Source organism: Streptococcus sp. ELY_86 (genome assembly GCF_058314495.1).
The window spans coordinates 1-26,785 of sequence record NZ_JBZFUK010000001.1 but is presented as its reverse complement, the minus strand read 5'-3'; the positions used below and the strand labels follow the sequence as shown (position 1 = coordinate 26,785).

Here is a 26,785-nt window from a genome sequence, read left to right as displayed (position 1 = left end):
CCGATCCTGGATGTTCCTGCAGCCATTTCTTCCTGAGTTATGATTTCCTAAGGATTCGCTTAACGGCGGCTTTTAACCAGCCAAATAATCTCCCAAATCAAAACAAGCAAGGCAAGTCCCAGCAAAAAGACTGACAAGGGCCGCATTGCTGCACTAAGGCTAAATAAACCAGCAGAAAGCATTAAGGCCAGAAAAATGATGCTGAGTACCAGTTGGCTAGCGATGCTGCTGACTGTTTTGATGCGGTTAGTATAGTCATAAAAGTCGTGATTAACTAAGATACGGCCGTTTAGCACCTGTTCCAGCAGCTGGTTCATCCGTCTGGGAATATTTTTACCATTTTTCAAAAGATAAAATAATTCTATCAGCAGGGCTTCCTTGTTAAGCGCCTGCTTCAGTAAATCAGGCCCCATATTTTCAAGGAAATAATTTTTAGCCAGGGTCATCAGATCAATATCGGGTGCCAAATCCCGGAAAATCCCTTCAATCTGCAGTGAAGCTTTTTCCAAAATAACAATTTGCGACGGTGCTTTCAGGTGATTTTTAAGGAAAATATCAACCAAATCCTGCAAAAGATCCGTAATGGATAAATCTCCCAAGTCAAGGCTCGAATATTTGGCCAGCATGCGCTCAACATCCTGACTCAGCGCCATCTTATTAACTGAGCTTTCAAAGCTTGTAATATCAAGTACAGCCTTGGTCATTCCATCCACATCTTGAGCTGTGAAGCTGTAGAGAATATCATTCAAAGACGCCCGCATAGCATCTTCTAAGCGTCCGGTAATTCCAAAATCAATAAAGTAAATCTGTCCTTCATGAATCAGGAGATTTCCCGGGTGAGGATCTCCGTGAAAACACCCGTCCTTAAAGACTTGTTTAATAAAAGAGAGCATCAGTTTTCGGCCGATATCTTCTAAATCATAGCCGGCCTTAAGCAAGTCTTCATAATGATTGATAGGAATCCCGGAAATGTACTCTTCAACAATCATATGCCGGCTTGTATAGTCCGAAAAGACTGCAGGAACAGCAACACACTTAACCCCTCGGTTGAGCTCGGCAAAATCCAGCATAGCCTGTGCTTCATTGCGAAAATCAATCTCAATAATCAAGCTGTCCTTTAACTGATATAAGACATCCGTCACATTGACCATGGGAATAAAGGCTGAGGGAATTCTGCGAGACAGGCGAATCAAAAGACTGATATCTTCTTCAATAACTTCTGCCAAATGCGGTCTTTGAATTTTAATGACAACTTCCTGACCGGAGTAAAGCTTAGCCAGATGCGTCTGAGCTACAGAACCGCTGGCCAAAGGCTCATCAGAAATCCACTGAAAAACTTGATCGATCGGTTCTTTAAGCTCTGCCTGAATAGCAGACATGACAATATCTTTAGGCAAAGGCTCTACATCGCTTTGCAGTTTACTCAGTTCTTTAATATAAGCATCCGGCAGCAAATCACTTCTGGTGGATAAAATCTGACCGATTTTAACAAAACTCGAACCCAGTTTTTCAAAGGCTTGTCGCAGTTTTTGCGGTGCTGTTTGATCATCGGCTGCTTTGTTTTTATCCTTAAATGCTGTCAGACCGACCGAACTAAAAACAGCCACTATTTCTCTTAAACGCTTAGTTGACATAAAACTTCCCTTGTCTGCAACTATTCTTCAGATGACTCCTGCAAGAGAGCATCCAGTTTTGCTTCCAAACGGGAAACATCTTCTTTGGTGGCATACTGCACATTTTGTGTCTTAGCATTGACCTTGTCCAAAACTTCTTGAGCTTCTGCCTGGCTCTTACGCTTTAATTCGGACTGTAATTCCTTGCCCTCATCCACTGTAATCCGGCCTTTTTCAACCAATTCCTTAACGAATTCATTTGCCTTTTCATAAGTCATCGACGTCAAACCAATTCCAGCCAATAAAATTTTTTTCAGTTCATCCATGATAAATCCTCCTTAATAATAGAGCCTGCCGCAAGATGCAGCACCATTTAGCTATACCTTTATCTTACTACTTTTTATGAAAAATATGGGCATTTTTTCGAATTTTTCGGCTTATTTCGAAATTTTTATAGCTGAAAACAGACAATAAAAAAACCGCAGAACTTTTGAACTTCTGCAGTATTAAGCTGACTTTCTGAACTGTCAGATTTACAGCTCTCCTTTTAGAGCAGCTGCAATTTTAGCATAGCCTGCCTGACTTAGGTGAAGGCCGTCAATGGTATTCTGCTGCGCTAGATTTCCTCTATCATCCAGCAGCAAAGGGTACAGATCAATATATTCAGCACCTGTTAAAACCTGCAAGTCCTGATTCAGCTTTTGAACAGCAGCGTTGTTTCTGATTTTCACCTTTGCGGCATACTGTTCCCCTTCATTGACCGGCAAAACAGACAGCAAATAAATCTTGGTAAAAATATTCCAGCTTCGAATCTGTGCAATCATATCTGCAATTCTGCCGACAATCGCCGATAACTCATAACCTCTGCCGATATCATTGATGCCAATCATTAAAAAAACTTTAGCCGGGGTTAAGTCCAGCACCTGCTCTTGCAGATGCTCCAAAAGCCAAACAGAGTCCGTACCGGCAATCCCTCTGTTAATCAGCGGTTTGTCACGGCCCAGATATTTTTTCAAAGGAAAAAATTCAGTGATTGAATCACCGGTAAAAACAATCCCGTCTGCCGGTTCTTGCGGATTGGTCTCTTGAAAGAGCTGCAGCCGCTCCATCTGATAGCTGTCTAATTTAGCACTGCCGCTTTCCTTGGAACGCTGAGCGGACGTTTGCTGCCTGTCTAACATGTTTTATGCCTCCTTAGCCTTATGTGCATGATACCTGATAACATCAGCTCTGGAACTTATCTCCAAGCTTGCGTTTGATGTTATAGAGCAGCCAAATAGTTTTCAATAGTTTCCAAAACAGCACTGTCGTTATTTGACCCAGCTTGATAGCGGGCTGCCGTCTTAGCTTCCTGAGAAGCATTGGCCATCGCATAAGAGTATTTGGCCAGTTTCAGCATTTCAACATCATTGCCGCTGTCTCCAAATACCATAAGGTTATCTCTCGTATAATTCCAGCGATCAAGCAGCTGCTGAAGAGCCCAGCCCTTGTGCATACCCTTTGTAATTACATCAATACAGCCAAAACCACTGCTGGTGCTGACTAAACGCTTACCGGTTTTAAATGCATTAACGGCCTGCATGACCTGTGCCACAGCTCCTTCTTCAACCTTCAAAGTCAGCTTGAAGAAGCGCTCCTGAGGAAGCGGAAGCAGCCTGTCAACAAGTTTTAAGTTGGGCAGGAAAGGCAAAAGCCATTCAATGATATTTTCCGGAACATCTTTACGCAGATATGCTCTCTTCTCGCCTGCCAAAGAAATAACAGCCTCAGGATATTCTTTTTCAACAAAATGTATTAAGTCTGCAATATCGTCTCTCTTTTGAAAAACTTCAATTATAGGCTCATCCTTGTGCACGATATTAGCCCCGTTTTCACCCACAAAAGTCAGCTGTTCATGGCAGTCGGGAAAGCGATCTTTCAGCTGCCGATACTGATTGCCGCTTGCCGCAACAAAGCGGATATCTTTTTTCTGGAGCTGTTCTAACAGCTTTTGGAAGCGCTCATGGTCATATTCCCCTTGTGAATTCAAAAAAGTACCATCCATATCTGTTGCGATTACTTTTACCGTCATTTTGACTCCTTTAATCATTCATTTTATAAAACAGCGGCCCAGAAAGCTGCTATTCCAAACCAAACAGTATCTTCAGCTCTGTCACATTGGCAGGCAGGACATTTTCCTTATCCAGAAAATCCGCTAAGTCTTCCGGAGCCACCCACACATGACCGTCTGTCTCGCCTTTTTGATAACTGACGCTGTTCTTATCAGCATTGGTCCTAGCCAGATAATGATCAAAATGAGAATGGTACTGAGGATCGCTGTATTGAAAAAGAAGCTGCAGACGCCCAGCCTCCAGACCTGTCTCTTCTTGTAATTCCCGTCGGACAGCTGTCTCTGAATTCTCGCCTTTTAAGACTGAGCCACCGGCAGTCGCTTCATAATAACCCGGAAAAATTTCTTTTTCAGAAGAACGATGCATAAACAGCACCGCATTATCCTCATGTAACAGCAAAACCTCAACGACCAAGTGAAAATCATCTGCTGTCGAGAATGTCTCGCGCACAATAGTTTTTCCCGGAATTAATTGCCGATTTTCATCATAAGCATCCCAAAGTTCTGTCATCAGTGCCTCTTTCCTCACTTGCAATTTCCTTTATTATATCCCTAAAGACGATGAAAATTCAAGTTTTTTACCAGCCACCTGCTGCTCATATCTACTCGTGATACAAAACAAAGCACCCCAATTATTAGATTCTTCGTCTAATTTCTGGGGTGCAGATTGTCTGTTCATTCCGGTTTTTCTTTTTTAAGCAGCAGGCTCAATCAACCGATAAGGCCTGTAATATAGGCAAGAAAGAAGAGGGCAAATCCAGACAGATAAATGATTCCGGCAATTGACAGTCCGGACAGCCATGGTGATAACTTGTGTTCCTTGCCGTTAACTAAGGAGAAGTTTAAATAAGCATAAATCGGTGTTGTCAGGAAAGAAGCAATCATGGCAAAACGCATTAAGGTAGCAACATCACCTGCAAATAAGAGAACAATGAGAATTCCGACAACAGAAGTCGCTGTTATCCAAATGTTTAATGACTTTTGACTGGACTCTTTTTTATTGAAAAGAAGACGGAGACTTTCATTGTTGGCACGGGAGTAACCATCAATAACGGTAATAGTCGTACCAAAAATACACAAAAAGGCGATAAAGGCAATCAAAAGCCGTGACCAATTTCCGATAGCATAGGCATACATGCTGATAAATTGAGCAATGTAAGCTGCACTGGCACTTTTGACCGGCTCGCCGGAGCCAAACTGAATCAAAGCTCCCAAAGCCAGGAAGATAAAGGCAAGAGCAGCTGTTCCAATGTAACCTACATTAAAGTCGAGCAAACCGTCTTTATAGGTGACTTTAGTTGTCCGGCGTTTTTCAACAGACCACATCGAATTGATTGCCGATATTTCAATAGGTGCCGGCATCCAGCCCATCAAAGAAACAATAAATGGCAGAGCACTTAACCGCCATGGCGAAGGTGCATGAAAATTAGGCGCCAGCTCTCTGTGTTTGAAAACAGCAATAATAACTGCCAAAGTCGTTGCCAAAGTCAGCGAAATCATGACAAACTTAGACAGGCTGTCAAGAAACTTATAGCCGCCGATCAAAAGCATGGCCCAGGTAACAACAATCAAAATCGTTGTCAGCTGTGAAATGCTCAAACCAAATCCATGCGGAAAAATATTATACAAGATAGCAGCCGCTAAAATACCTACCGCAGCCGTATTGACCACAGCTGAAAAAATATTCATAATAAAGAATATCCAGAGGTAAAAAGTTCCCTTTTCCTTATATCCTTCAATCAGGCTTTTATTATTTTGCAGCGTATACTGTGACCCAAATCTAAAAAACGGGTACTTAAATAAATTAACCAAGAGGATAATAATGGCCAGCTGCCAGCCGTAAATAGCACCCGCCTGTGTTGAAGAGACGATGTGCGAGCCTCCGACCGCTGCTGCAGCCATGAGAACTCCGGGGCCAAAGGCTTGAAATTTTTCTTTCCAGGTTGTTGATTGTTCCTCAGTGTTTTCTGCCATAAACTTTTCTCCTTATTTGTTTATAATTGTCAGATTTTTCAGAATCTGTTATACAATTATTATATCATTGAATCTAAAGCTGTCAAGAGGATTTTCAGAAAATTTCAATCAATCTCCCTAATAATCAAGAAAGTCAAAAATCTGAGCCGGCAGACGGCTCAGCCAAGTTATTTTGGGCTGCTTTCAGAAAAGTTCAGCTATTCTTTATGAAAACAAACTGCTAAAGGTGTCTACAAGCCACTGCCAAATTCTGGCAAAAAATCCCTTACCGGATTCGATTGCCTTATTAGCATCAAAATTCAGATTAAATCCTTTAAACGTAGACTTAGCCTTAGCTACAATACTGTCCTTTAAGGAATTCAGTGATGATTTAAAGCCGTCATTGTGAATTACCTTGCTCTTTGATAAATTGAATGCAAAGTTAACAATCAAGGTGATTTGATTTTCTGTCATCGAGGACTTCAGCCCGTAATTATCCAAGGTATCTTCTACAATTTTTTGAACCTGATCTTTAGTCAGACTGTCACCTGCATCTGCTACTGCCGATTTAATATCGGTCAAAGCAACATTGAGTTTGTCTGCATCGTAGCCTTTCTTGCCTTGATTTTGCTCATTGATGTCCGAAAGGGCACCCAGCTCTTCCTGGGCTAAGTTCTTGCTTTCTTCAGAAACACTTGCCCCGTTTTCTTCAAGCGAATAATAAATACCGGCCAAAGCTGATTCTCCTGTCACCGCAATAGGTGCAGCAACCGTAATCTTGGCATGCTCAATGCCAAGTGTAACCGCAGCATTGCGGTACATGTCCTGAGTAACCTTAGTAATATTTTGGGGAGTTACGATTTTTACATCCAGGGTTTCTTTATCGCCTAATTTTTGGATTTTAACGGATGAATACAGCTGCAAGCTGGAATCATCTGCCACATTCATGATTTTAGCATAGCTGCTGGTATCAAGTGTTTTGACATTGGTATCTGTATCAGCATTGTAGCCCAGCAGATTCAAGGTCTGGCTGCGCTGCTCTTCACTCAAAGAATAACCCATGACATAGTCCGGCTGAACATAGGCTTCATCAATTACCTTTTGAACAGAACTCGAACTGTCGGCAGCAACCAAAGTCAAACTCATCAAGGAAATCAGAAAAAGTGCTCCGCAAGTCAATAATTTTCGCAATGTCATATAATACCTCTCTCGTTAATCGTTTCTTCTTTCAAATCTCAGAGCTTCATTATAGCATTTTCCGATCTTTTCGCAAAAGAAAAAGTCAACAGTACCTTACTCATGCAATTCTAAAGGCAAGCCATCAGGGTCAAAGAAAAAGGCCATCTTTTTCCCCGTATAATCATCATAGCGCAGTTCCTCAACTTCTATTCCCAGATCAAGCAGCTCTTGTCTGACAGCTTCCACATCGGCTACACGAAAGGCCAGATGGCGAAGACCGCAAGCTTCTCTTGGTCGGCTGACACGAGCAGGCGGTGCACTGTAAGAGGGATCGCTCAATTTGTTTCCGAAAATTTCCAGCTCTATATCGCCGCATTTCAAATCCAGTTTATAATCGTGGCGTTCAGGCCTGTGATTTTCTCGAATAACTTCGAAGCCCAATTTATGAACATAAAAATCATAGGATTTATCGTAGTCTGAGACGATGAAAGCGACGTGGTGAATAGCAGTTAATTTCATTAGTTGACCTTCCTTTAATTATTGCCTTATGCACATTATAACAGAAAAAAAGGACTGCCGGCAGTTCAGTTTTGCCCAGTCCTTTTCAAGGTACTTGTTTTTGCAAGCCGCAAAGCTTATTGACAGCTAGAGTGAGACTTGATTGTAAGACCGGCGAAAGGCTTTTTTGACTTCCTTAGGGGCTTTTTTAAAATCACTTTCTCCTTCGTAGCTGCCATGAACGATCGTTCTGGCTGTCGCTCCGGCATCCGTACAGGTCACCAGCGTAATCTCAGTCTGACCGGGTTTGTCATCTACCACCTCAACGTGCTCAGGACTGACCGTTTTTACCTCATCGATGACATAGGTGTAAATTTTATTTTTATCCGTGAGATAAATTTTCATGCCGTTTTCTGCATGTTCTAAGGGCGAAAACAGCATCTGAGAAGAGCCTGTCATGCCAAACACATGGTGGCTGGCCAGAGCATAATTATTTTGCCCCATGACCTGATTTTCCTTCATCGTCCCTGCACCATAAGTCAGTCCGACATTATCCAAGCCTTTAAAAATCGGCAGATTGATTTTCAAATCCGGAATTGCAATACCGCCGATAACAGGCAGTTTTTGCGCCGCCATTTGAGCTGCCAAAACTGACTCAGTGCTGATTGATTTAACTTTTTTAAAATCAAAGGAAGAATCAGCCTTTTTATTTTTTTTGATGTCTTCCTTGCTGACCTTGCTGACCTGATATCGATTGGTATTCCAAGCGATCAGGCTGTTTCTGATTGGTTTATTAAAGATTAAGGCCAGACCAATCAAAAGCAGGAGAACAAAGAAAAAGCTTCGAAGAAAATGTCGCTTTTTCTTGGGTTTACGCATGTTATTCATTGACTTTCTACTCATTTTCATCACCATTTGAAGCTGGCTCTTCTGCTGCTTCTGGTTTTACCAGTGCAAAAGTGACAATTTTTGCCTGCTTATCTAAGCGCATCACCTTGACACCCATAGCTGAACGGCCTGTTTGAGAAATATTGGCAACACTGGTCCGAATAATCACACCGGTGTCAGTAATAACCATGATATCCTCATCACCATTAACAGTTACCAAGCCTGCAAGAGGACCGTTTTTAGAAGTGATATTGGCTGTTTTAATTCCTTTACCGCCGCGGCCTTTAGTCGGGTACTGTTCAGCAGGTGTTTGCTTGCCATAGCCTTGTTCCGTAATGGTTAGCACATTTTGATTGTCAGTGATATGGGCAGCACCGATAACAAGGTCCTCTTTACGCAGATTAACACCTTTAACACCCGTTGCCGACCGTCCCATATCACGGACTGCCGTCTCATTGAAACGAACGGAATAACCTTGGCGTGTTCCGATAATAATATCGCTTGCTCCGTCTGTCAAAAGCACATTGATGAGTTCATCTCCATCACGCAGGTTGATAGCCTTGAGTCCGTTTTGGCGAATATTGCCAAATGCAGAAACACTGGTTCGCTTGACAAGTCCCTGTCTGGTTGTGAAAAAGAGGTATTTATCATGAAAATCATCAGCTCTGACATTGATAATCGTCTGAATCGTTTCTCCCTCATCCAGCTTCAGCAGATTAACGACCGGCAGTCCTTTAGCAGTGCGGCCGTATTCAGGGATTTCATAGCCTTTCAGACGGTAAACCCTGCCCTGATTAGTGAAAAAGAGCATGGAATCGTGGGTGCTGGTTGAAACCAGTTCACGGACAAAATCATCATCATTGACACCGGTTCCCTGGACCCCGCGGCCGCCGCGTTTTTGGGCACGGAACTCGTCTTGTCCTAAACGCTTGATGTAACCTTTATTAGACAGGGTAATGAGAACATCTTCTTCTTCAATCAGATCCTCATCTTCCAGCGACAGGACTTCTCCGACCATAAGTTCTGTTCGGCGGTCATCAGCAAACTTCCGTTTGATTTCATCCAATTCTTCTTTAATAATCGTGATAACGCGCTCTGGTTTAGCTAAGATATCTGCCAAATCAGCAATTAAAGCCAGTAATTCGTTGTATTCTGATTGGATTTTATCTCTTTCCAAACCGGTCAGGCGGCGCAGACGCATATCAAGAATAGCCTGACTCTGCCGTTCTGATAAGTCAAAGCGGCTCATCAATTCTGCCTGTGCAATGGTATCTGTCTCACTGCTGCGGATAATCTGAATCACTTCATCCAAGTGATCAAGCGCAATGAGCAAGCCTTCTAAAATATGTGCGCGGCTCTCAGCCTTAGCCTTGTCAAACTCTGTTCGTCTGACAATGACTTCTTTTTGGTGGGCAATATAATTATCCAGAATCTGCTTCAAAGACAGAATTTTTGGCACACCGTTTTCAATAGCCAGCATGTTAAAACTAAAGTTTGTCTGCAGGCTTGTCAGCTTAAACAGATTGTTCAAAATAACGCTGGCGCTGGCATCCCGGCGAACCTCAATGATAAAGCGCACTCCTTCGCGGCTCGATTCGTCGCGAACAGCCGTAATCCCTTCAACACGTTTCTCCTGTGCCAGACGGACGATATGCTCATGCACCTTGGTCTTATTGACCATATAAGGGAATTCCGTCACGACAATACGTTCCCGCCCGGACTTGGTCGTCTCAATTTCAGTGCGGGCCCGCAGGACAATCGTTCCTTTACCGGTATCATAAGCGCGGTGAATGCCCGATTTCCCCATGACAAGCGCTCCTGTCGGAAAATCCGGTCCGGGCAAAACGTCCATCAGCTCACGTGTCGTGACGTCAGGTTTGTCCATGGCTAATTTCACAGCATCAATAGTCTCACCCAAATTGTGAGGCGGAATATTGGTAGCCATACCTACCGCGATACCGGTCGCCCCATTGACCAGCAAATTAGGGAAACGAGACGGCAAAACCAAGGGCTCGCGCTCGCTGCCGTCATAGTTATCTGCAAAATCAACGGTATTTTTATTAATGTCACGCAGCATTTCAAGCGCAATCTTACTCATACGCGCTTCTGTATAACGCTGTGCGGCAGCTCCGTCTCCATCCATAGAACCGAAGTTTCCGTGACCGTCAACCAGCATGTGGCGATAAGACCACCACTGAGCCATACGAACCATAGCCTCATAAATAGAGGAGTCCCCGTGCGGGTGGTATTTACCCATGACATCACCGGTAATACGTGCTGATTTTTTATGCGGTTTGTCCGGTGTAACACCCAGTTCGTTCATTCCGTATAAAATGCGGCGGTGAACTGGTTTCAAACCGTCGCGGACATCAGGCAGAGCACGAGAAACAATAACACTCATAGCATAGTCAATAAAACTCGTTTTCATTTCACTGGTTAAATTGACATCTACTAAATTTCTATCTTGCATTAAAAAATGCCCCATTTCTAGTCTAAAACTCCCTTATATTATATCACAAAAAATGCTCATTTTCAGCTATTCTACTATAGTTTTCCTTAGGTCCGGGAAAATATTAGTGACTTTTTTAACTAAAAGTGATAGAATAAATTCGTATAAGATATACACTTAATAAATTATAAGGAGATGTTTAGAACATGACTGCAACTAAACAACATAAGAAAGTCATCCTTGTCGGTGACGGTGCTGTAGGTTCATCTTACGCCTTCGCTCTTGTTAACCAAGGAATCGCTCAAGAACTCGGAATTATTGAAATTCCTCAGCTGTTTGAAAAGGCTGTCGGAGACGCTCTTGACCTTAGCCATGCACTCGCCTTCACTTCACCAAAGAAAATTTACGCTGCTAAATACGAAGACTGTGCAGATGCTGACCTTGTTGTCATTACTGCAGGTGCCCCTCAAAAACCAGGTGAAACTCGCCTTGACCTTGTGGGTAAAAACCTTGCTATCAACAAATCTATCGTTACACAAGTAGTTGAATCAGGCTTTAAGGGAATCTTCTTGGTTGCTGCCAATCCGGTTGACATCTTGACTTACTCAACATGGAAATTCTCCGGCTTCCCTAAAGAACGTGTCATCGGTTCTGGTACATCTCTTGATACTGCTCGCTTCCGTCAAGCTCTTGCTGAAAGAATCGGCGTTGATGCTCGTTCCGTTCACGCCTATATCATGGGTGAACACGGTGACTCAGAATTCGCCGTTTGGTCTCATGCCAATGTAGCCGGTGTTAAATTGGAACAATGGCTGCAAGATAACCGCGATGTTGATGCTGAAGGTCTTGTCAAACTGTTCGTATCCGTTCGTGATGCTGCCTATTCTATCATCAATAAAAAAGGTGCTACTTTCTATGGTATCGCCGTAGCTCTTGCTCGTATTACCAAAGCAATCCTTGATGATGAAAATGCTGTGCTTCCGCTGTCAGTATTCCAATCCGGCCAATACGAAGGTGTTGAGGATGTCTTTATCGGACAGCCTGCAATCGTCGGCGCACACGGTATCGTTCGTCCGGTAAACATTCCGTTAAATGATGCTGAGCTTCAAAAAATGCAAGCTTCTGCTAAACAGCTTAAAGAAATCATTGACGAAGCCTTCTCAAATGAAGAATTCGCAGCTGCAGCCCGCAACTAAACAATCAACCTCCATACCTTATGATAAAAAGGCAGGCCTTAGGCCTGTCTTTTTTTGCAATGTTTGATTTCTAGTCAGTGTAATAGGTCCTGCTGACGACCGTCCAATTATCGGCACCGGATAATTTTTCCAGCTCCCCATTTGCATTGATACGGTAATGAGCAACAGCCGGATTAACATTGGGATCTGCTCCCGCTTCTTTCATGGCATCCCTAGCATGATTTTCCCTGACAATAGCATAAACCAGTCCGTCTGTCTGTGCTTTCCAGCTTTCAATAACAAAGTCTGCTTTTGTAAAACGCTGACCATCCTTACGATTATCCAGATAATGCGCAATAACCCAGTCTTCGACTTGCTCTGTCGTTAGATTTTTAGTGTCTACTTGGCTGTCCTTTTTTCTTGTCCTTTTAGATGAATTTTGCGAACCATTCCCCTTTGTTAAACGATAATCCGACTGATTATTTTCTAAAGGTTTAGAGTAGTCAAAGTCTGCATTCTCGCTTGCCTGCCAAACAAGAGGAACAATATGGTCTTCTCCTATATAGATACCATAAGCATATTTTATTCTGGCTCCCCCCAGCTGGACTCCCGGAACAAGAGCAGTCGGCTCTGAATTTAGGGAAAGATGATAGAGATAAGTGTCAGTACCGACCTTTTCCAGACTGTCAATGCGGCTTGTATAAGTATTTGCCCCTACGGTTGTTTTGACAGTATTGTCCTCCGTAAAGGTCATAGTCATGTCTTCTTGCATGTAGCTGAGATAGCCCGACCAGGTACCAAGCAAGGTTTTCGGAAAAGTCTCCAAATTCTTTTTGCTGTTGCTATCGCTTTTGCTGTCGGAAGATTCTGTCGCGGTTGTTTTTTCAGTTTCATTTTTTTGCACCGTGCTGGATATACGAGCCTGATTGCTCTGCGAAGATGATGTGCTGGATCTTGAACTGTCTCTTAAAAACATCAAGAATAAAACAACAACGATAACAGCTATAGCCGCAGCTGCAGACAGCAGATAGGTCAACAGATGTTTTTTCTGAATTAAAGCTTTGTAGGATGCCTCGTATTCCTGCAGCAAAAGAAGCATCTCTTTTCTCAGATTTGGATCATTTTCTTCTTCTAAAGCTGTCTTGAGCCGTGAGATTTTATTTTTGAGAATGTCTTCCTGCCTGTTTTCTTTTCCTTTTTGCGATCTTCTCTTCTCCTTTGGTTGCTGTCCGTCCATTCCAAAAACCTCCTTTATCCCTTTTATTATATACTATTCACTCCTAAGCGACAATGCCGACAGCAGAAAATCTTTTCCGGCAGGGAAGAAAGAAAACTTCTTATTTCCTATAAAACTCAATCAAAAAAGCTGAGATTATATCTCAGCTCAAGCTTATTTAGCATTAAGTGCTGCCTTTGTGATGTAATTGTATGGCTGATTGAAATGAGGCAGGAAGAAGAAATCTAAGAGCGCTAGCCGATCGATAGTAACCTTTTCCTGAATAGCCAGTGAAAACATGTGGATTCCCATTGACATATCCTCTTTAGATGCCATTTGTGCACCGAGGATCAGACGGCTGTCCTTATCATAGACAATCTTAAGAGTAACCGGATAGTTATCGTGTTCGATAAAGGTTGCTTTTTGACTATCAGTAAATTCTGTTACTTCTGGGTTGTAACCAAAGCGTTTGGCTTTTTCAGCCGTCAATCCGGTTGATACCATATTCAGTCCGAAGATAGAAATACCATTTGAACCTTGTACCCCCAGAGACTCTAATTCGTGGCCAGCCGCATTGTGACCCGCTACAATGCCTGAACGCAGGGCATTTGATGCCAAAGCAATATAGTTAGTATCATTGATAGCATTGTCGTAAACCGTAGCACAGTCGCCAACAGCGTAAACATCAGGCAGGCTGGTCTCTTGTTTTTTATTGACAAGGAAAGCACCGTTGCGGAAAGTTTCCAGCTTGCCATTGCCCAATGCAGTATTAGGACGGAATCCTACGGCTAAGATAACCATATCAACATCACGGCTAGCTTTATCGGTCACAATACGCTCTACCTTGCCGTCACCTTCAATCGCTTTAACGGTTTCACCGAAAGCCAATTCAATTCCGTGGTCTTCTAAGTTTTGACGCATCATATCTGAAAGGTCGCGGTCATAATAACCGGCTAAGCAGGTGTCAACAACATCAATCAGCGTAACGTCCTTACCGAGCCGTTTAAAAGCTTCAGCCAGTTCTACACCGATATAGCCTGCTCCCACAACAGCAACACGGTTAAGATTTTTACTCTTATCCTGCAGTTTATTGATGACATCTTCAGCATTTTGATAAAGTTTAACAAACTGCAGATTTTCAAGCGTCGCTTCAAATTCGCGGCTGCCTTCTTTAATCGCTGCTCCTTCAATAGGCGGTAAAATTGGTGTTGAACCTGTTGCTAAGATGAGTTTATCGTAGTTTTCGACGTGCTCCTTGCCATTAACCAAGGCAGTAACTGTTTTAGCATCGTAATCTATAGCTGTTACCGGTGACTCCATGTAAACTTTTGCACCCTTTGATTCCAGCATCTCTTTGTCTGCATAGAAAAGTCCCTGAGGTCCTGATATTTGTTTACCAATCCAAAGAGCCATTCCGCATCCTAAGAAAGAAATATTGGAATTTTGGTCGAAAACAACAACTTCGTTTTCACTGCCGTAATTATCCAAAATGGTATTAACACTAGATGTACCGGCATGGTTAGCACCAACAACAACGATTTTACTCATAAGCAAATCCTCTTTTCACTATAATCTAATTTAGTTACTTTATCAGTATACCATGATATTGAAACGCTTACAAAGAATATGCTCACTTTTTCACTAAAAAAAGAAACAGAAAAGGAATCCCCAAAATTTTAATTTTTGCTTCTTCCCACCTCCTAGTTTCTAGGCGGTGATCCGAAAGGGTCTCTTTCCCAGTTCGCTTGCTCGCTTTTTTATTTTAGGGCACGCACCTCAGACAGTCTATCCTCAGACTGTCTGAACACCTGCATAATGGTCTAAGCCTTCCGCATTGACCTTGTGGTAAAGAGGAAGCCAACCACTGTCTTAAGTGTTTATTCTAAAGCACGAAGGCCGGACGAGTTTTCGCCCAGCCTTTTAAAGGTTTTATTTTGACTTAATATAATTGACACCGTCTGCTTTAGGGGCAACTGCCTGTCCAAAGAAAGCTGCCAATACCAAAATGGTTAAGACATAAGGTGCGATTTGCAGATAAACAGTCGGAATGTTTGACAGGAAAGGCAGCTGATTGCCAATAACCGCCAAACTTTGTGACAGCCCGAAAAACAGGCTTGACAGCATTGCTCCTATCGGATTCCATTTGCCAAAAATCATAGCTGCCAAGGCGATAAAGCCCGGTCCTAAAATAGTTGTCCCTGCAAAGTTAACTGAAATTGACTGTGCATAAATCGCTCCGCCGATTCCTCCTAAAAAGCCTGAAATCATCACGCCCCAGTAGCGCATCAGGTAAACATTTATTCCCAAAGTATCAGCAGCCTGAGGATGTTCACCGACTGAACGCAGACGCAGTCCGAATCTTGTCTTAGTCAGGATAAACCAGGCAAAAACGGAAAAGAGGATGGCGATATAAGCAACTAGGCTGGTTCCTTCAAAGAAAATCGGTCCGATAAAAGGAATGTCAGACAAAATCGGAAAATCAAACTTACCAAAAGATTGACGGATATTATCTGTCTGTCCTTTATTATACATGGATTTAACAAAGAAAACCGCTAACGAAGGAGCTAAAAGATTGAGGACTGTACCAGAAACAATATGATCAGCCCGAAAATTGATGGTAGCCATGGCATGAATCAAGGAGAACAACAGACCGACCGCTCCGCCGATAAGAGCTGCTATCCATGGTGTTGCTCTGCCGAAAGACTCAGCAAATTCCAAATTGAAAACAATTCCGGCGAAAGCCCCCATGACCATGATACCTTCGAGTCCGACGTTAACAACACCGGATCTTTCAGAAAAAACACCGCCTATACTGGTAAAGATGAGAGGGGTCGCATAAACCAGCATTGATGATACTAAAAGAGCTAAAATACTTTCTAAACTCATTTTACTGACCGCCTTTCACTTGTTTTTTAGGTTTAATATAACGTTCAATAACATAGTGAGCACCGACAAAGAAGATAATCAGGGCGGTCACCACTTTGATCAACTCAGGCGGCGTTCCGACATGGGTTGCATCACTAATACTCATACCTGGTGCCCCAACGCTGAGCGCTCCAAATAAGAAGGCCGAAAGCAAAATACCAATTGGAGAATTAGAAGCCAGAAGACTGACCGCCATACCGTCAAAGCCGATTGCAAGAGAGGTGGTTTGTACATAGACATTGCCAAAAGTTCCGAGTCCCTCGACAACACCGCCAAGCCCTGCCAGAGCTCCTGAGATGATCATGGACAGAACAATGGTTCGTTTGGCTGACATACCTGCATACTCACTGGCATGAGGATTAAGACCGACTGACCGTATTTCAAAACCGAGTGTTGTTTTATTGAGCAAATACCAGACAACTAAGATGGCAATCAAGGCCAGGAAAAAGCCGATATTCATCCGTGAATTATCCGTCAGTGCCCGCAGCCAATCCGTTTGATAGCTGGCATTTTTACCAACATAGATACTGGAGTCAGAATTGCGCATAACACTCTTGGAAAAACCATCCTGAATAATGGCATTGCCGATATAAAGCACAATATAATTCATCATAATAGTGACGATAACTTCACTGGTACCCAGATAAGCTCGCAAAAATCCCGGGATAGCACCCACAACACCCCCTGCTGCTGCTCCGATAAGAACAGTCATTATGAGCATGACAGGGCGCGGCAAACCAGGATTGGCTAAAGCAAACCAACCAGCAGCTATCCAGCCGGCATAAGCCTGACCTGACAGACCGATATTGAAGAAGCCGGCGCGGCTGGCAACTGCAAAACCAAGTGCAATTAAAATCAGCGGGCTCATTGCACGGAATATTTCTCCAATATCTTTCAGACTGCCGAAAGCCTTTTGGAAGAGACCTTCATAGGCCCATACCGGATCGTAGCCAAAAATAAGCATGATAATGGCTCCGAGTACAATTCCCAAGACAACCGAAATCAGAGGAACGACAATTTGCTGTGTTTTCTTAGACATTTGCTTCCTCCTTTTCAATACTTCCGCCGGCCATTAAAATTCCCAGTTCTTGTTTGTTAGTGGTTTCCGGCCTTACAATGCCTTGAATTTGACCGTCATGAATAACGGCAATACGATCGGACAGATTAAGAATTTCGTCCAATTCGAAACTGACCAGCAGCACTGCTTTCCCTTTATCGCGTTCTTCCATTAAGCGTTTATGAATATATTCGATAGCTCCAACGTCCAACCCGCGTGTCGGCTGGCTGACAATCAGCAAATCCGGATCGCGGTCAACTTCACGGGCAATAATCGCCTTCTGCTGATTACCGCCTGACAGCCCCTTAGCCGGAACAAATTCGCTAGCGGCGCGGACATCAAATTCTTCCATCAGCTGGCGCCCGTGTTCATTTATTTTATTATAATTTAAAACGCCATTTTTACTCAGCGGCTGTTTGTAATAAGTCTGCAGAGCCATATTTTCTGCCAGTGTCAGCTCAAGAATCAAGCCGTCACGGTGCCTGTCCTCAGGAACGTGCCCCACACTCAATTCTGTAATCTTACGGGCTGACAGTTTAGTCACATCCTGTCCTTTAATGGTAATGGTTCCTGATTTAATCTTGCGCAAACCTGTAATCGCCTGGATCAATTCACTTTGACCGTTGCCGTCAATTCCGGCAATACCGACAATTTCGCCGGCTCTGACATCCAAGGAAAGTCCTTTGACAGCTGGAATCCCGCGGTTTTCATTGACTTCTAAATCCTTAATTGCCAGTGTGACTTCTTTAGGATCAGCAGCTGCTTTTTCCGTCGTAAAGGAAACTGAACGGCCGACCATCATTTCAGCTAAGTCCTGAGAGGTTGCTCCTGCCACATCCACAGTTTCAATGCTCTTACCGCGTCTGATAACAGTCACCCGGTCAGCAACCGAGCGAATCTCATCCAGTTTATGTGTAATCAAAATAATCGATTTGCCTTCTTTGACAAGGCTCTTCATAATGCTCATCAATTCCTGAATTTCAGAAGGCGTCAAAACAGCAGTCGGTTCATCAAAGATCAGAATATCAGCACCTCGGTAAAGCGTCTTTAAAATTTCAACCCGCTGCTGAGCTCCGACAGAAATATCAGCAATTTTGGCATTAGGATCAACAGCCAAACCGTATTTCTCAGACAAATCTTTAATTTCCTGACCGGCTTTTTTCAAGTCCAAAATACCGTTTTTAAGAATTTCATTTCCCAAAATAATATTTTCAGTCACTGTAAATGCCTCAACCAGCATAAAATGCTGGTGTACCATCCCAATACCTAACTGAGCCGATTTAGAGGGAGAATCAATCGTAACAGTCTTACCGTTAATGGCAATCTCGCCGCTGGTCGGCTCAAGCAGACCGGCAAGCATATTCATCAAGGTTGACTTTCCGGCTCCGTTTTCACCAAGCAGAGCATGGATCTCACCTTTTCTGAGATTGAGATTGATATGATCATTAGCCACAAAATCGCCAAATTTTTTGGTAATTTCTCTCATTTCAATGACATGTTGCGTCATAGTCTTTTCCTTTCAGAAATTTTATACTTCAGTAGAGAGCAGTACGAAAATCACTGACAATCACGTTCTGTTCTCTACTGAGATATAAAGATCTCAGTGTTAAAAAGGCGACCGGCTGAGGTCGCCCTTAAACCCTTATTTTTCTGGGACTTTGATGTCACCTGATACAATTTGTTTCTTAGCATCATCGACAGCTTTTTTAGCATCGTCAGACAAGTTTGTTGACGCAAGGTCAACCCCTTTATCTTTAAGTCCGTAAGTTGTTACTTTACCGCCTGGGAATTTCTTATCTACAGTGTTGTTGGAGATAAGCTGAACAGCCTTTCCGACTTCTTTTAATGAAGATGCGAGGACAAAGTTAGATTTTTTACCGTCTTTAGAAGTGTATTTTCCTTCAGCAGCTTGGTCACGGTCAACACCGATAACCCAAACTTTTTTAGCTTCAGCTTTCTTCTCATTCAAAGCTTTGGCTTCGCTGAAGACACCGGCACCTGTACCGCCTGCAGCTTGGTAAACGACATCAGCGCCGCCGGCATATTGAGCAGCCGCAATTGTTTTACCTTTGGCTGCATCGCCAAATGAGCCTGCGTAATCAACTTGAATTTGGATGGATTTATCTACTGATTTAACACCGGCTTCAAAACCTTTTTCAAAACGGGTGATAACTTCTGATTTAACACCGCCTACAAAACCGACTTTCTTGGTTTTTGTTGTCTTAGCAGCAGCAATTCCTGCAAGATAGGCTGCTTCATTATCAGCAAAGGTAACGCTGGCAACATTGTCTTTATTTTCAATAACGTCATCAATGATAACATAGTTGACATCTTCATTATCAGTTGCTGTTTTTTCAATAGCATCATGCAGAGCATAACCGATACCAAAAACTAATTTATAGCCGCTTGATGAAGCTGTATCCAGATTGGTAGCATAATCAGATTCATTGGCTGATTGGAAATAATCAAAACCATTTCCCTTACTGAGGCCTTTGTCCTTGCCCCATGCCTGTAAGCCTTCCCATGCTGATTGGTTAAATGACTTGTCATCAACACCACCAGTATCAGTTACAATAGCAACTTTTAAATCTGTTTTGGCCTTGCTATTGTTTTTAGCCGCACGGTTGCCGCAGGCTGCAAGCCCTAATACTGCTACAGCAGTTAACCCTAAACCAACAATTTTCTTGTTCATAAAGATGAACCCTCCTAAGTTTTATATACAACAAACGTTGCCACAAATTAATATTAAACCTAATGGCTTAACAGACCAATAAAACAGCTTTACCTCAACTCTGTAAAGGAATAAGGCAATAACTCATCGACCGTCATCACGACCGTCTTACCATCTTTGGCGATCAGCGTAACCTGGGCAGTCGGCTCAAAAAATTCAGCCATGACCTGACGGCAGGCACCGCACGGAGAAATCGGCTCCTCAGTTTCACCATAAATAGCTATTTCTTCAAAATCGCGGTGACCTTCAGAAACAGCTTTGAAAATAGCTGTCCGCTCACCGCAGTTAGTAAGTCCGAAACTGGCATTTTCAATATTGCAGCCTGAATAAACATCACCGGATTTAGTCCTGAGTGCAGCTCCGATAGGAAAATGCGAATAAGGCACATAGGCATTTTGGCTGGCTTTTATAGCAAGAGATACTAAATCAGTAGCCACCTTTTGCTTCTTTCCCTTCGACGATTGCAATCCCGGCAGATGTTCCAATGCGGGTCGCTCCTGCTTCGATGAAGGCTTGAGCGTCTTTTAAGGTACGCGCTCCGCCAGCCGCCTTAACACCGAATTCAGGTCCCACGGTCTGACGCATGAGACGAACATCTTCCACTGTAGCTCCTCCGGTTGAAAAGCCCGTTGAAGTCTTAACAAAATCTGCTCCAGCCGCCTTAGCCGCCTGACAGGCTTTAACCTTTTCGTCATCAGTCAAAAGACAGGCTTCGATGATAACCTTAACCAGCTTATCTCCGCTGGCTTCAACAACTGCTCGAATATCTTTTTCAACAAAATCAAAGTTTCCGGATTTTGCCTGCCCGATATTAATGACCATGTCAATTTCATCAGCACCGTTACTAATAGCATCCTTGGTTTCGAACGCTTTTACAGCACTGGTCGTTGCTCCCAAAGGAAAACCGATGACAGTGCAAACTTTGACATCACTTTCTTTAAGAGCTTCTGCTGCATGCGAAACCCAGGTAGGATTAACACAGACACTGGCAAAATGATATTGCTCAGCTTCTTGAATAAGCCGGTCTATCTGATCCTGAGTACTTTCTGGTTTTAATAAAGTGTGGTCAATATATTGATTGATTTCCATGTTACCCTTTCTTAACAATTAAGTAATGATTCTTAAAATCTCATTTACTCTCAATTCATCCTTATCTATTTTAACATTTTTTTTGAATTCTGTAAGCATGTTTTCAGATAATTTTTCATTAGAGTAAACCCTTGCAATCAGATCTCCTTTTTGAACAGGATCGCCTACCTTCTTCTCGAAAACAATTCCTGTTTCATAGTCCAGCTTATCTGTTTTAACCGCCCGGCCGGCGCCCAGACGCATGGCAAAAAGTCCAAAGGCTAAAGCTGGCAGTTCTTTGATATAGCCAGCCTCATCTGCAGCAATTTCAGTAACAACCGGTGCTGATGACGGTCGGTACAAATCTTTTAAATCACCGCCTTGGCAGACGACCATTTCTTCGAATTTCTTCAGTGCCTGACCGTTTGTCAAATGATCACGAATATCTGCCAGACTCTCTTGCTTTCCGGCTAATTCCAACATCAGCTGAGCCAGCTCACAGATAAAATCTGTCAGATCCTTTCGTCCTTTCCCCTGCATAATCTGCAAAGCTTCCAAAACCTCTAAGCGATTGCCGACAGCCTGACCCAAAGGCTGGCTCATGTCAGTGATGACTGCAATTGTTTGCCGACCCATTTCCTTGCCCAGAGCAACCATCGTATTGGATAGAATTTCTGCATCTTCCAAGGTTTTCATGAAAGCACCGTCGCCAACAGTCACATCCAGTAAAATACGGTCTGCTCCGGCAGCAATTTTTTTGCTCATGATAGAACTGGCAATCAAGGGAATGATATCAACTGTCGCTGTAACATCGCGCAGGGCATAAAGCATCTTGTCAGCCTTGACCAAATTGTCAGACTGACCGATAACTGCCAAGCCAATCTTTTGAACCTGTTGGATAAACTCTGCCTGAGACAGCTCAATCTGATAGCCCTTAATGGATTCCAGCTTATCAAGTGTTCCGCCGGTATGCCCGAGACCGCGGCCGCTCATTTTAGCGACAGGGACGCCAAAGCTCGCTACCAGCGGCACCAATATCAAGGTCACCTTGTCCCCAACACCGCCGGTTGAATGCTTATCTGCTTTTATCCCAGGAATGGCAGACAAATCAATCTCCTCACCCGAATGAACCATAGCCATGGTCAAATCATGTGTTTCTCTGGTCGTCATTCCTCTGAAATAGACGGCCATGGCAAAAGCTGACATCTGATAATCAGGCACTCGGCCGTCAGTGTAGGCTTCAATAAGCCAGTTTATTTCCTGTTTTGTCAGTTCATGACCGTCTCGTTTTTTCTGAATCAAATCAACTGCTCTTATCATCTAAATACCCAAAACGCTTAGAAAGTGGCTGAATCCAGAATATCTCCCGAAAATATTTGTTTTTGGGACAAATCCGCTGCATTCTGACAGCTCTCTTGCATGTATTACCTTTCTTTTGTGCTTCTGAGGACATAATAGCCCTTGTCTCTCTTTAAAATATCAGCATTGCCAAAAACCTGCTCCATCTTTGCTTTAGCACTGGGAGCTCCTTGTTTTTTCTGAATGACAATTGTCAGGCTGCCGCCTGTATTCAGATGCTCAATACTGCCTTCAATGATGGCATGAACAACCTCTTTGCCGGCTCTTATAGGAGGATTGCTGATAATAGCATCGAAAGGTTCTGAAACATTTTCATAAATATTTGACTGAAAAATATTGGCCCTAACCCCATTTCTTTCAGCATTTCTCTCAGCTAAATCCAATGCCCGCCTATTAACATCAACCATAGTGACATCAAGATTGTAGACTTTAGCCAGCGAAATGCCCAAGGGCCCGTAACCGCAGCCGACATCAAGCAGGCTCTTTTCTTTTTTAAAATCAAGGCTGTTTAAAAGAACCTGACTGCCGTAATCAACCATCTTTTTGCTAAAAACACCCGAATCCGTCAGAAAATGGAAAGTCTGCCCCAGCAAACTAACATCTATTTCTTTTAATGCGTGTCTGCTGTCAGGGTTTTCTGTATAGTACATGTTATTCATCGTATTGTTAACTCCTGTTTTACGCTAATCAATTTTAGCATACTTTGAAACGGTTTTCAATTCAATATGGTATAATGTTCTTTGAAGGAGGATTTCATGGCAAACGAGTTTATTAATTTTGAAAAAATTTCCCGCCATACCTGGCAGCACCTGCATCAAAAATCACAGCCGCCTTTAAATGAGACAGAATTAAACTCTATAAAAAGTCTCAACGACCAAATCAGCATTCAAGATGTCACAGACATCTATCTGCCCTTGGTCAGTCTGGTTAAAATCTATAAAAGAGCTCAGGAAAATCTCAGCTTTTCCAAAAGTATTTTTTTGCAGAAAGATCTCAATAACCGTCCCTTTATTATCGGAGTTTCGGGCTCTGTTGCCGTCGGTAAATCTACTACCAGCCGGCTCTTGCAGCTTTTGCTGGCCAGAACATTTAAAAATTCCCGTGTTGAAATGGTCACTACTGATGGTTTCTTATACCCCAATGCCGTTCTTTCTGCCAAAGACATGCTCAATCGCAAAGGCTTCCCTGAGAGCTATGATATGGAGCTTTTGCTCAACTTTTTAGACAGGATGAAAAACGGGGAGACTGCAGAGATTCCTGTTTACTCACATGAAATTTATGATATTGTTCCAGATAAAAGCCAGACGATAGAAGCACCTGATTTTCTGATTGTAGAAGGAATCAATGTTTTTCAAAATCCTGTAAACAATCGTCTTTATATGAGTGATTACTTTGATTTTTCAATCTATATCGACGCTGACAGCAGCCATATTGAAAATTGGTACCTTGAACGCTTCTCCGCCTTGCTGGATCTGGCTGAGAATGATGAAGAGAACTACTACCACCGCTTCTTAAAAATGGGCAAAGAAGGGGCTCTTGATTTTGCCAGAGAAATCTGGAAAAATATTAATCTCGTCAATCTGGAAAGGTATATTGAACCTACGCGAAATCGCGCTGAGTTGATTCTCCATAAGGCCAACGACCATAAAATAGATGAAATTTACCTGAAAAAGTGATAAAGGCTTGTCAAATGCTCAGAATTTCTATATAATAGTGTAGTTATCATAATTTGGAGGTAAAGACATTGGCAAATATTAAATCAGCGATTAAACGCGCTGAACTCAACGTTAAGCAAAACAGCCGCAATTCAGCTCAAAAATCAGCTATGCGCTCTGCTGTTAAGGCTTTTGAAGCAAACCCAACCGAAGAACTTTTCCGTGCTGCTTCTTCCAGCATTGACAAAGCTAAATCAAAAGGTTTGATTCATAAAAATAAAGCAAGCCGCGATAAAGCACGCCTTGCACGTCAATTAGCTAACTAAGAAGTCGGACTAGTCCGGCTTTTTTCTTTTTGAAAAATCCGACTGGAATGCATTTAGGGTAGATAAAAACACCTCCGAAGCCTTTTGGCAAAGTGAAATACTTCGGAGGTGTTTTTTTCGTCCTAATCGTTATAATTATGGGGGTACAGAATCTGCTTTTTACTTACCGGCTGACAAACGAACTTCAAAAATAGCGCCTTGCGGTTTTTTATCTTTGACAATGATACTGCCCTTTAAGCTGTCGGTGATTTGTTTTGCCAGAGACAAGCCCAGACCAAAACCGCCCTTTTGCCGGGTTCTCGCTTTATCAACACGGTAAAAACGATCAAAAATCCTCTTTTTGTCTGTATCTGAAATTCCTTGACCGTTATCAGCTACTGAGAAAATCAAGCTGCGATCTGTTGTTTTAACGTCTATCCAAATTTCTCCTGCTTGATCCGTGTATTTGACCGCATTGTCAAAAAGAATGGTCATCAATTGTTTGAGCAGGGTTTTATCTGTTTTAATCTGACGGCTGACTTTATTTGTAATATGCAGCCTTTTGCCGTTTTCCTGTGCAATCATCGCATAGTTTTTAAAGGTATCATCAAAAAAACTGGGGTTAACTTCTGTTATCTCAGGCTTAATACCATCATCACGGCGGGCCAGATTGAGGAGATTCGTTGTCAATATCCTCATATTTCTGACTTCTTCTAAACTGGAAGCGATGGATTCTGATGACTCTAAAATAGTAGCCTCAGGCTTTCTAAACAGACTTTCCAAACGATTTTGCAAAACAGCCAGCGGTGTGCGCAGCTCATGACTGGCGTTTTCCACAAAGGACTTCTGCTTTTCGTAATTCTCTAAAATGGGTTTGCGGCTCCATTTGGCTAAATAAACACTGGCAATCACTGAAATCAGCCAAAAAACAATCATAACGCTGATGATAATTGTCACATAACGTTTATTGGCTTCTTCCAGCTGAGTTGTGTTGATAACAATCGTTGCAAATTTTACCTGCGGATAAAAACTATTATCCACTTTAACCGTCACAGTCCTATATTTTTCCGTCTGACCATAGATATTCTTGGCCTTTTGTTCGGCAATGGCACCCAAGTTGTTCAGTTTTGGGTGGATGCGGTATAAGGGTGAAAAGACATTGATGTTATTGACAACACGATGCTTTTTATCATAAAGAATGGTATCAGTATTGGCAGCCATTTGGCCATCCGGCTTGATTTTAAAGGGAGATCCTTCGCTGTCTTCGTCCATCGTATCACTGATCATGGTATTTCTGACCATGGCCATATTGACATAATCATCGATATTTTTAGTCGCCTTTTTGAGACTGTCATCAACCGAAGAATAGATACCAAAGCGCATGATTTGTATGATAATGACAGTCATCACAAGGAATATTCCCGTAAATACGCCAAAGAAATGGCTGAAAAAGGAGGCATTCCCGCCATGCCTGTTTTTTTGTCTTAGTTTATTTAGCATCCTTTAAAATATATCCCACACTGCGCAACGTCTGCAAATTTTTTCCAAACTGTGTATCTTTAAGTTTTTTTCTGATTTTAGACACATAAACTTCAACGACAGAAATTGTCGTGTCGCTGTCAAAACCCCAGATTCGGTCAAAAATCTGTGATTTAGGCAAAATAACATTTTGATTCTGCAGGAAATAAACCAGCAAATCGAACTCCTTGCCAAGCAGCTCTACTTCTTTGCCGTTTACCTTAGTTGTATTGGTAGATGTATCTACCGTTAAATCACCATAAACAAGGCTTTTATCACTGAATTTTCCTGACCGCTTAAGAAGAGCCTGAATACGCATTTTCAGCTCTTCCAAATAAAACGGTTTTGTCAGATAGTCATCAGCACCCAGCTCAAAGCCGTGGCCCTTATCGTCTAAACCTTCTTTAGCTGTCATGATCAAAACAGGAGTTGTAATCCCTTTTTCACGCAGTTCTTTCAAAACTTGAAAACCGCTTTTTTCCGGCAGCATCAAATCCAATAAAATCAGATCATAAACGCCGCTTTCAGCTTCATAAAGCCCCTCTTCCCCATCAAAAACCTGCATAACGTCAGCAAAATCATCCAGAAAATCAAAGATAGAGTTTGACAGACTTAAATCATCTTCTACTAATAATATCTTTATCATGTTTCGGCTCCTTTTCTTCCTTTCTATTATAGCATGACTTAGAAGTTTTCGACTAATTATTTACAGAAAGGGGAAGCTCCTTTAAATCAGGCGTCGGCAAGAACTGCAATCAATGCAGTTAAGGCAGATTTTGCTGCCAATGAGAGAAAAATGGGGTTAGTAAATACTTTTTTCATCGATAAACCTCTTCTTTCTTTCAGAATAATCTCAGTTTAACCTACCATTCTTAAAAGAGGCTTAATGATGAATAGTATTGAAAAAATACGACTGTTTGGAAAAACTCAATGAAGATTTACGAATAGTTATATTGAGACAAGAAATATTTTTACCCAAAGACAAAATAAAAAGATTCCCGCATTGTAAAATGAAGTGCAACAGAAAAGACATGTTCGTCTGATATACTAGAATTCCCCAACTCAGTATAGAAAGCAGATGAACAT

General features: G+C 42.4%; 25 protein-coding genes. 3 read left to right on the top strand and 22 right to left on the bottom strand.

The window, feature by feature from the left end; genetic code table 11:
- Positions 1–59 precede the first annotated feature (59 nt).
- The 10 genes from AC4HAN_RS00125 to gyrA form a co-directional block, all read right to left on the bottom strand.
- Positions 60–1,634, bottom strand: coding sequence for an ABC1 kinase family protein (locus AC4HAN_RS00125; RefSeq protein WP_491090387.1), 1,575 nt, complete (start codon positions 1,632–1,634; stop codon positions 60–62).
- Between the two features lie 20 nt (positions 1,635–1,654).
- Positions 1,655–1,939, bottom strand: coding sequence for a phasin family protein (locus AC4HAN_RS00120; RefSeq protein WP_491090386.1), 285 nt, complete (start codon positions 1,937–1,939; stop codon positions 1,655–1,657).
- A gap of 207 nt (positions 1,940–2,146) precedes the next feature.
- Entirely contained in the window at positions 2,147–2,794 is a 648-nt protein-coding gene (locus tag AC4HAN_RS00115) for an SGNH/GDSL hydrolase family protein (RefSeq protein WP_491090384.1), read from the bottom strand.
- Between the two features lie 80 nt (positions 2,795–2,874).
- Entirely contained in the window at positions 2,875–3,684 is an 810-nt protein-coding gene (locus tag AC4HAN_RS00110; RefSeq protein ID WP_491090383.1) for a Cof-type HAD-IIB family hydrolase, read from the bottom strand.
- A 49-nt stretch (positions 3,685–3,733) separates the two neighbouring features.
- Complete coding sequence (locus tag AC4HAN_RS00105) at positions 3,734–4,234, bottom strand: NUDIX hydrolase (RefSeq protein WP_491090382.1); 501 nt, start codon at positions 4,232–4,234, stop codon at positions 3,734–3,736.
- Between the two features lie 200 nt (positions 4,235–4,434).
- On the bottom strand, positions 4,435–5,697 hold the full coding sequence (locus tag AC4HAN_RS00100) for an NRAMP family divalent metal transporter (RefSeq protein ID WP_491090381.1): 1,263 nt from the start codon (positions 5,695–5,697) through the stop codon (positions 4,435–4,437).
- Between the two features lie 204 nt (positions 5,698–5,901).
- Positions 5,902–6,873: a DUF1002 domain-containing protein gene (locus tag AC4HAN_RS00095; RefSeq protein ID WP_491090380.1), complete on the bottom strand. Its 972-nt coding sequence runs from the start codon at positions 6,871–6,873 to the stop codon at positions 5,902–5,904.
- A gap of 96 nt (positions 6,874–6,969) precedes the next feature.
- Positions 6,970–7,374 carry an SMU1112c/YaeR family gloxylase I-like metalloprotein gene (gloA2, locus tag AC4HAN_RS00090; RefSeq protein ID WP_491090379.1) on the bottom strand — a complete coding sequence of 135 codons (405 nt, stop codon included), beginning with the start codon at positions 7,372–7,374 and terminating at the stop codon, positions 6,970–6,972.
- A 126-nt stretch (positions 7,375–7,500) separates the two neighbouring features.
- On the bottom strand, positions 7,501–8,256 hold the full coding sequence (locus AC4HAN_RS00085) for a class A sortase (protein WP_491090378.1): 756 nt from the start codon (positions 8,254–8,256) through the stop codon (positions 7,501–7,503).
- Positions 8,249–10,711, bottom strand: coding sequence for a DNA gyrase subunit A (gyrA, locus tag AC4HAN_RS00080; protein ID WP_491090377.1), 2,463 nt, complete (start codon positions 10,709–10,711; stop codon positions 8,249–8,251). The genes AC4HAN_RS00085 and gyrA overlap by 8 nt, the downstream gene beginning before the upstream one ends.
- A 185-nt stretch (positions 10,712–10,896) precedes the next feature.
- On the opposite strand from gyrA, the gene AC4HAN_RS00075 reads away from it, so the two are divergent.
- The gene (locus tag AC4HAN_RS00075) at positions 10,897–11,886 is read left to right on the top strand and encodes an L-lactate dehydrogenase (protein WP_491090376.1); all 990 of its coding nucleotides are present in this window, start codon (positions 10,897–10,899) and stop codon (positions 11,884–11,886) included.
- 70 nt (positions 11,887–11,956) lie between these two features.
- Here the strand turns inward: AC4HAN_RS00075 and AC4HAN_RS00070 are convergent, their stop codons facing one another.
- The 10 genes from AC4HAN_RS00070 to AC4HAN_RS00025 form a co-directional block, all read right to left on the bottom strand.
- Positions 11,957–13,102, bottom strand: a complete 1,146-nt coding sequence (locus tag AC4HAN_RS00070) for a hypothetical protein (protein WP_491090375.1) — start codon at positions 13,100–13,102, stop codon at positions 11,957–11,959.
- Between the two features lie 153 nt (positions 13,103–13,255).
- Positions 13,256–14,629, bottom strand: a complete 1,374-nt coding sequence (gene nox, locus AC4HAN_RS00065) for a H2O-forming NADH oxidase (protein ID WP_491090374.1) — start codon at positions 14,627–14,629, stop codon at positions 13,256–13,258.
- A 381-nt stretch (positions 14,630–15,010) separates the two neighbouring features.
- The gene (locus AC4HAN_RS00060) at positions 15,011–15,967 is read right to left on the bottom strand and encodes an ABC transporter permease (RefSeq protein WP_491090373.1); all 957 of its coding nucleotides are present in this window, start codon (positions 15,965–15,967) and stop codon (positions 15,011–15,013) included.
- 1 nt (position 15,968) lies between these two features.
- Positions 15,969–17,045 carry an ABC transporter permease gene (locus AC4HAN_RS00055; RefSeq protein ID WP_491090371.1) on the bottom strand — a complete coding sequence of 359 codons (1,077 nt, stop codon included), beginning with the start codon at positions 17,043–17,045 and terminating at the stop codon, positions 15,969–15,971.
- Entirely contained in the window at positions 17,038–18,570 is a 1,533-nt protein-coding gene (locus AC4HAN_RS00050; protein ID WP_491090369.1) for an ABC transporter ATP-binding protein, read from the bottom strand. Before AC4HAN_RS00050 ends, AC4HAN_RS00055 begins: the two co-directional genes overlap by 8 nt.
- Positions 18,571–18,705: 135 nt before the next feature.
- Entirely contained in the window at positions 18,706–19,755 is a 1,050-nt protein-coding gene (locus AC4HAN_RS00045; protein ID WP_491090368.1) for a BMP family lipoprotein, read from the bottom strand.
- Between the two features lie 89 nt (positions 19,756–19,844).
- Positions 19,845–20,231: a cytidine deaminase gene (locus tag AC4HAN_RS00040; protein ID WP_491090367.1), complete on the bottom strand. Its 387-nt coding sequence runs from the start codon at positions 20,229–20,231 to the stop codon at positions 19,845–19,847.
- Complete coding sequence (deoC, locus tag AC4HAN_RS00035) at positions 20,221–20,883, bottom strand: deoxyribose-phosphate aldolase (protein ID WP_491090366.1); 663 nt, start codon at positions 20,881–20,883, stop codon at positions 20,221–20,223. The genes AC4HAN_RS00040 and deoC overlap by 11 nt, the downstream gene beginning before the upstream one ends.
- An 18-nt stretch (positions 20,884–20,901) precedes the next feature.
- Positions 20,902–22,179 (bottom strand): pyrimidine-nucleoside phosphorylase, encoded by a 1,278-nt coding sequence (locus AC4HAN_RS00030; RefSeq protein WP_491091101.1) that lies wholly within the window; start codon positions 22,177–22,179, stop codon positions 20,902–20,904.
- A gap of 107 nt (positions 22,180–22,286) precedes the next feature.
- A complete protein-coding gene (locus AC4HAN_RS00025) occupies positions 22,287–22,880 on the bottom strand; it encodes a class I SAM-dependent methyltransferase (protein WP_491090365.1) in 594 nt (197 codons plus the stop codon).
- 96 nt (positions 22,881–22,976) lie between these two features.
- Here AC4HAN_RS00025 and coaA point away from each other — a divergent pair, with 96 nt between their 5' ends.
- A complete protein-coding gene (gene coaA / locus AC4HAN_RS00020; protein WP_491090364.1) occupies positions 22,977–23,897 on the top strand; it encodes a type I pantothenate kinase in 921 nt (306 codons plus the stop codon).
- Positions 23,898–23,950: 53 nt separating this feature from the next.
- Entirely contained in the window at positions 23,951–24,202 is a 252-nt protein-coding gene (gene rpsT / locus AC4HAN_RS00015; RefSeq protein WP_084522383.1) for a 30S ribosomal protein S20, read from the top strand.
- Between the two features lie 159 nt (positions 24,203–24,361).
- Here the strand turns inward: rpsT and AC4HAN_RS00010 are convergent, their stop codons facing one another.
- Entirely contained in the window at positions 24,362–25,681 is a 1,320-nt protein-coding gene (locus AC4HAN_RS00010) for a sensor histidine kinase (protein WP_491090362.1), read from the bottom strand.
- The gene (gene ciaR / locus AC4HAN_RS00005) at positions 25,671–26,345 is read right to left on the bottom strand and encodes a three-component system response regulator CiaR (protein ID WP_491090361.1); all 675 of its coding nucleotides are present in this window, start codon (positions 26,343–26,345) and stop codon (positions 25,671–25,673) included. The genes AC4HAN_RS00010 and ciaR overlap by 11 nt, the downstream gene beginning before the upstream one ends.
- Between the last annotated feature and the right edge of the window lie 440 nt (positions 26,346–26,785).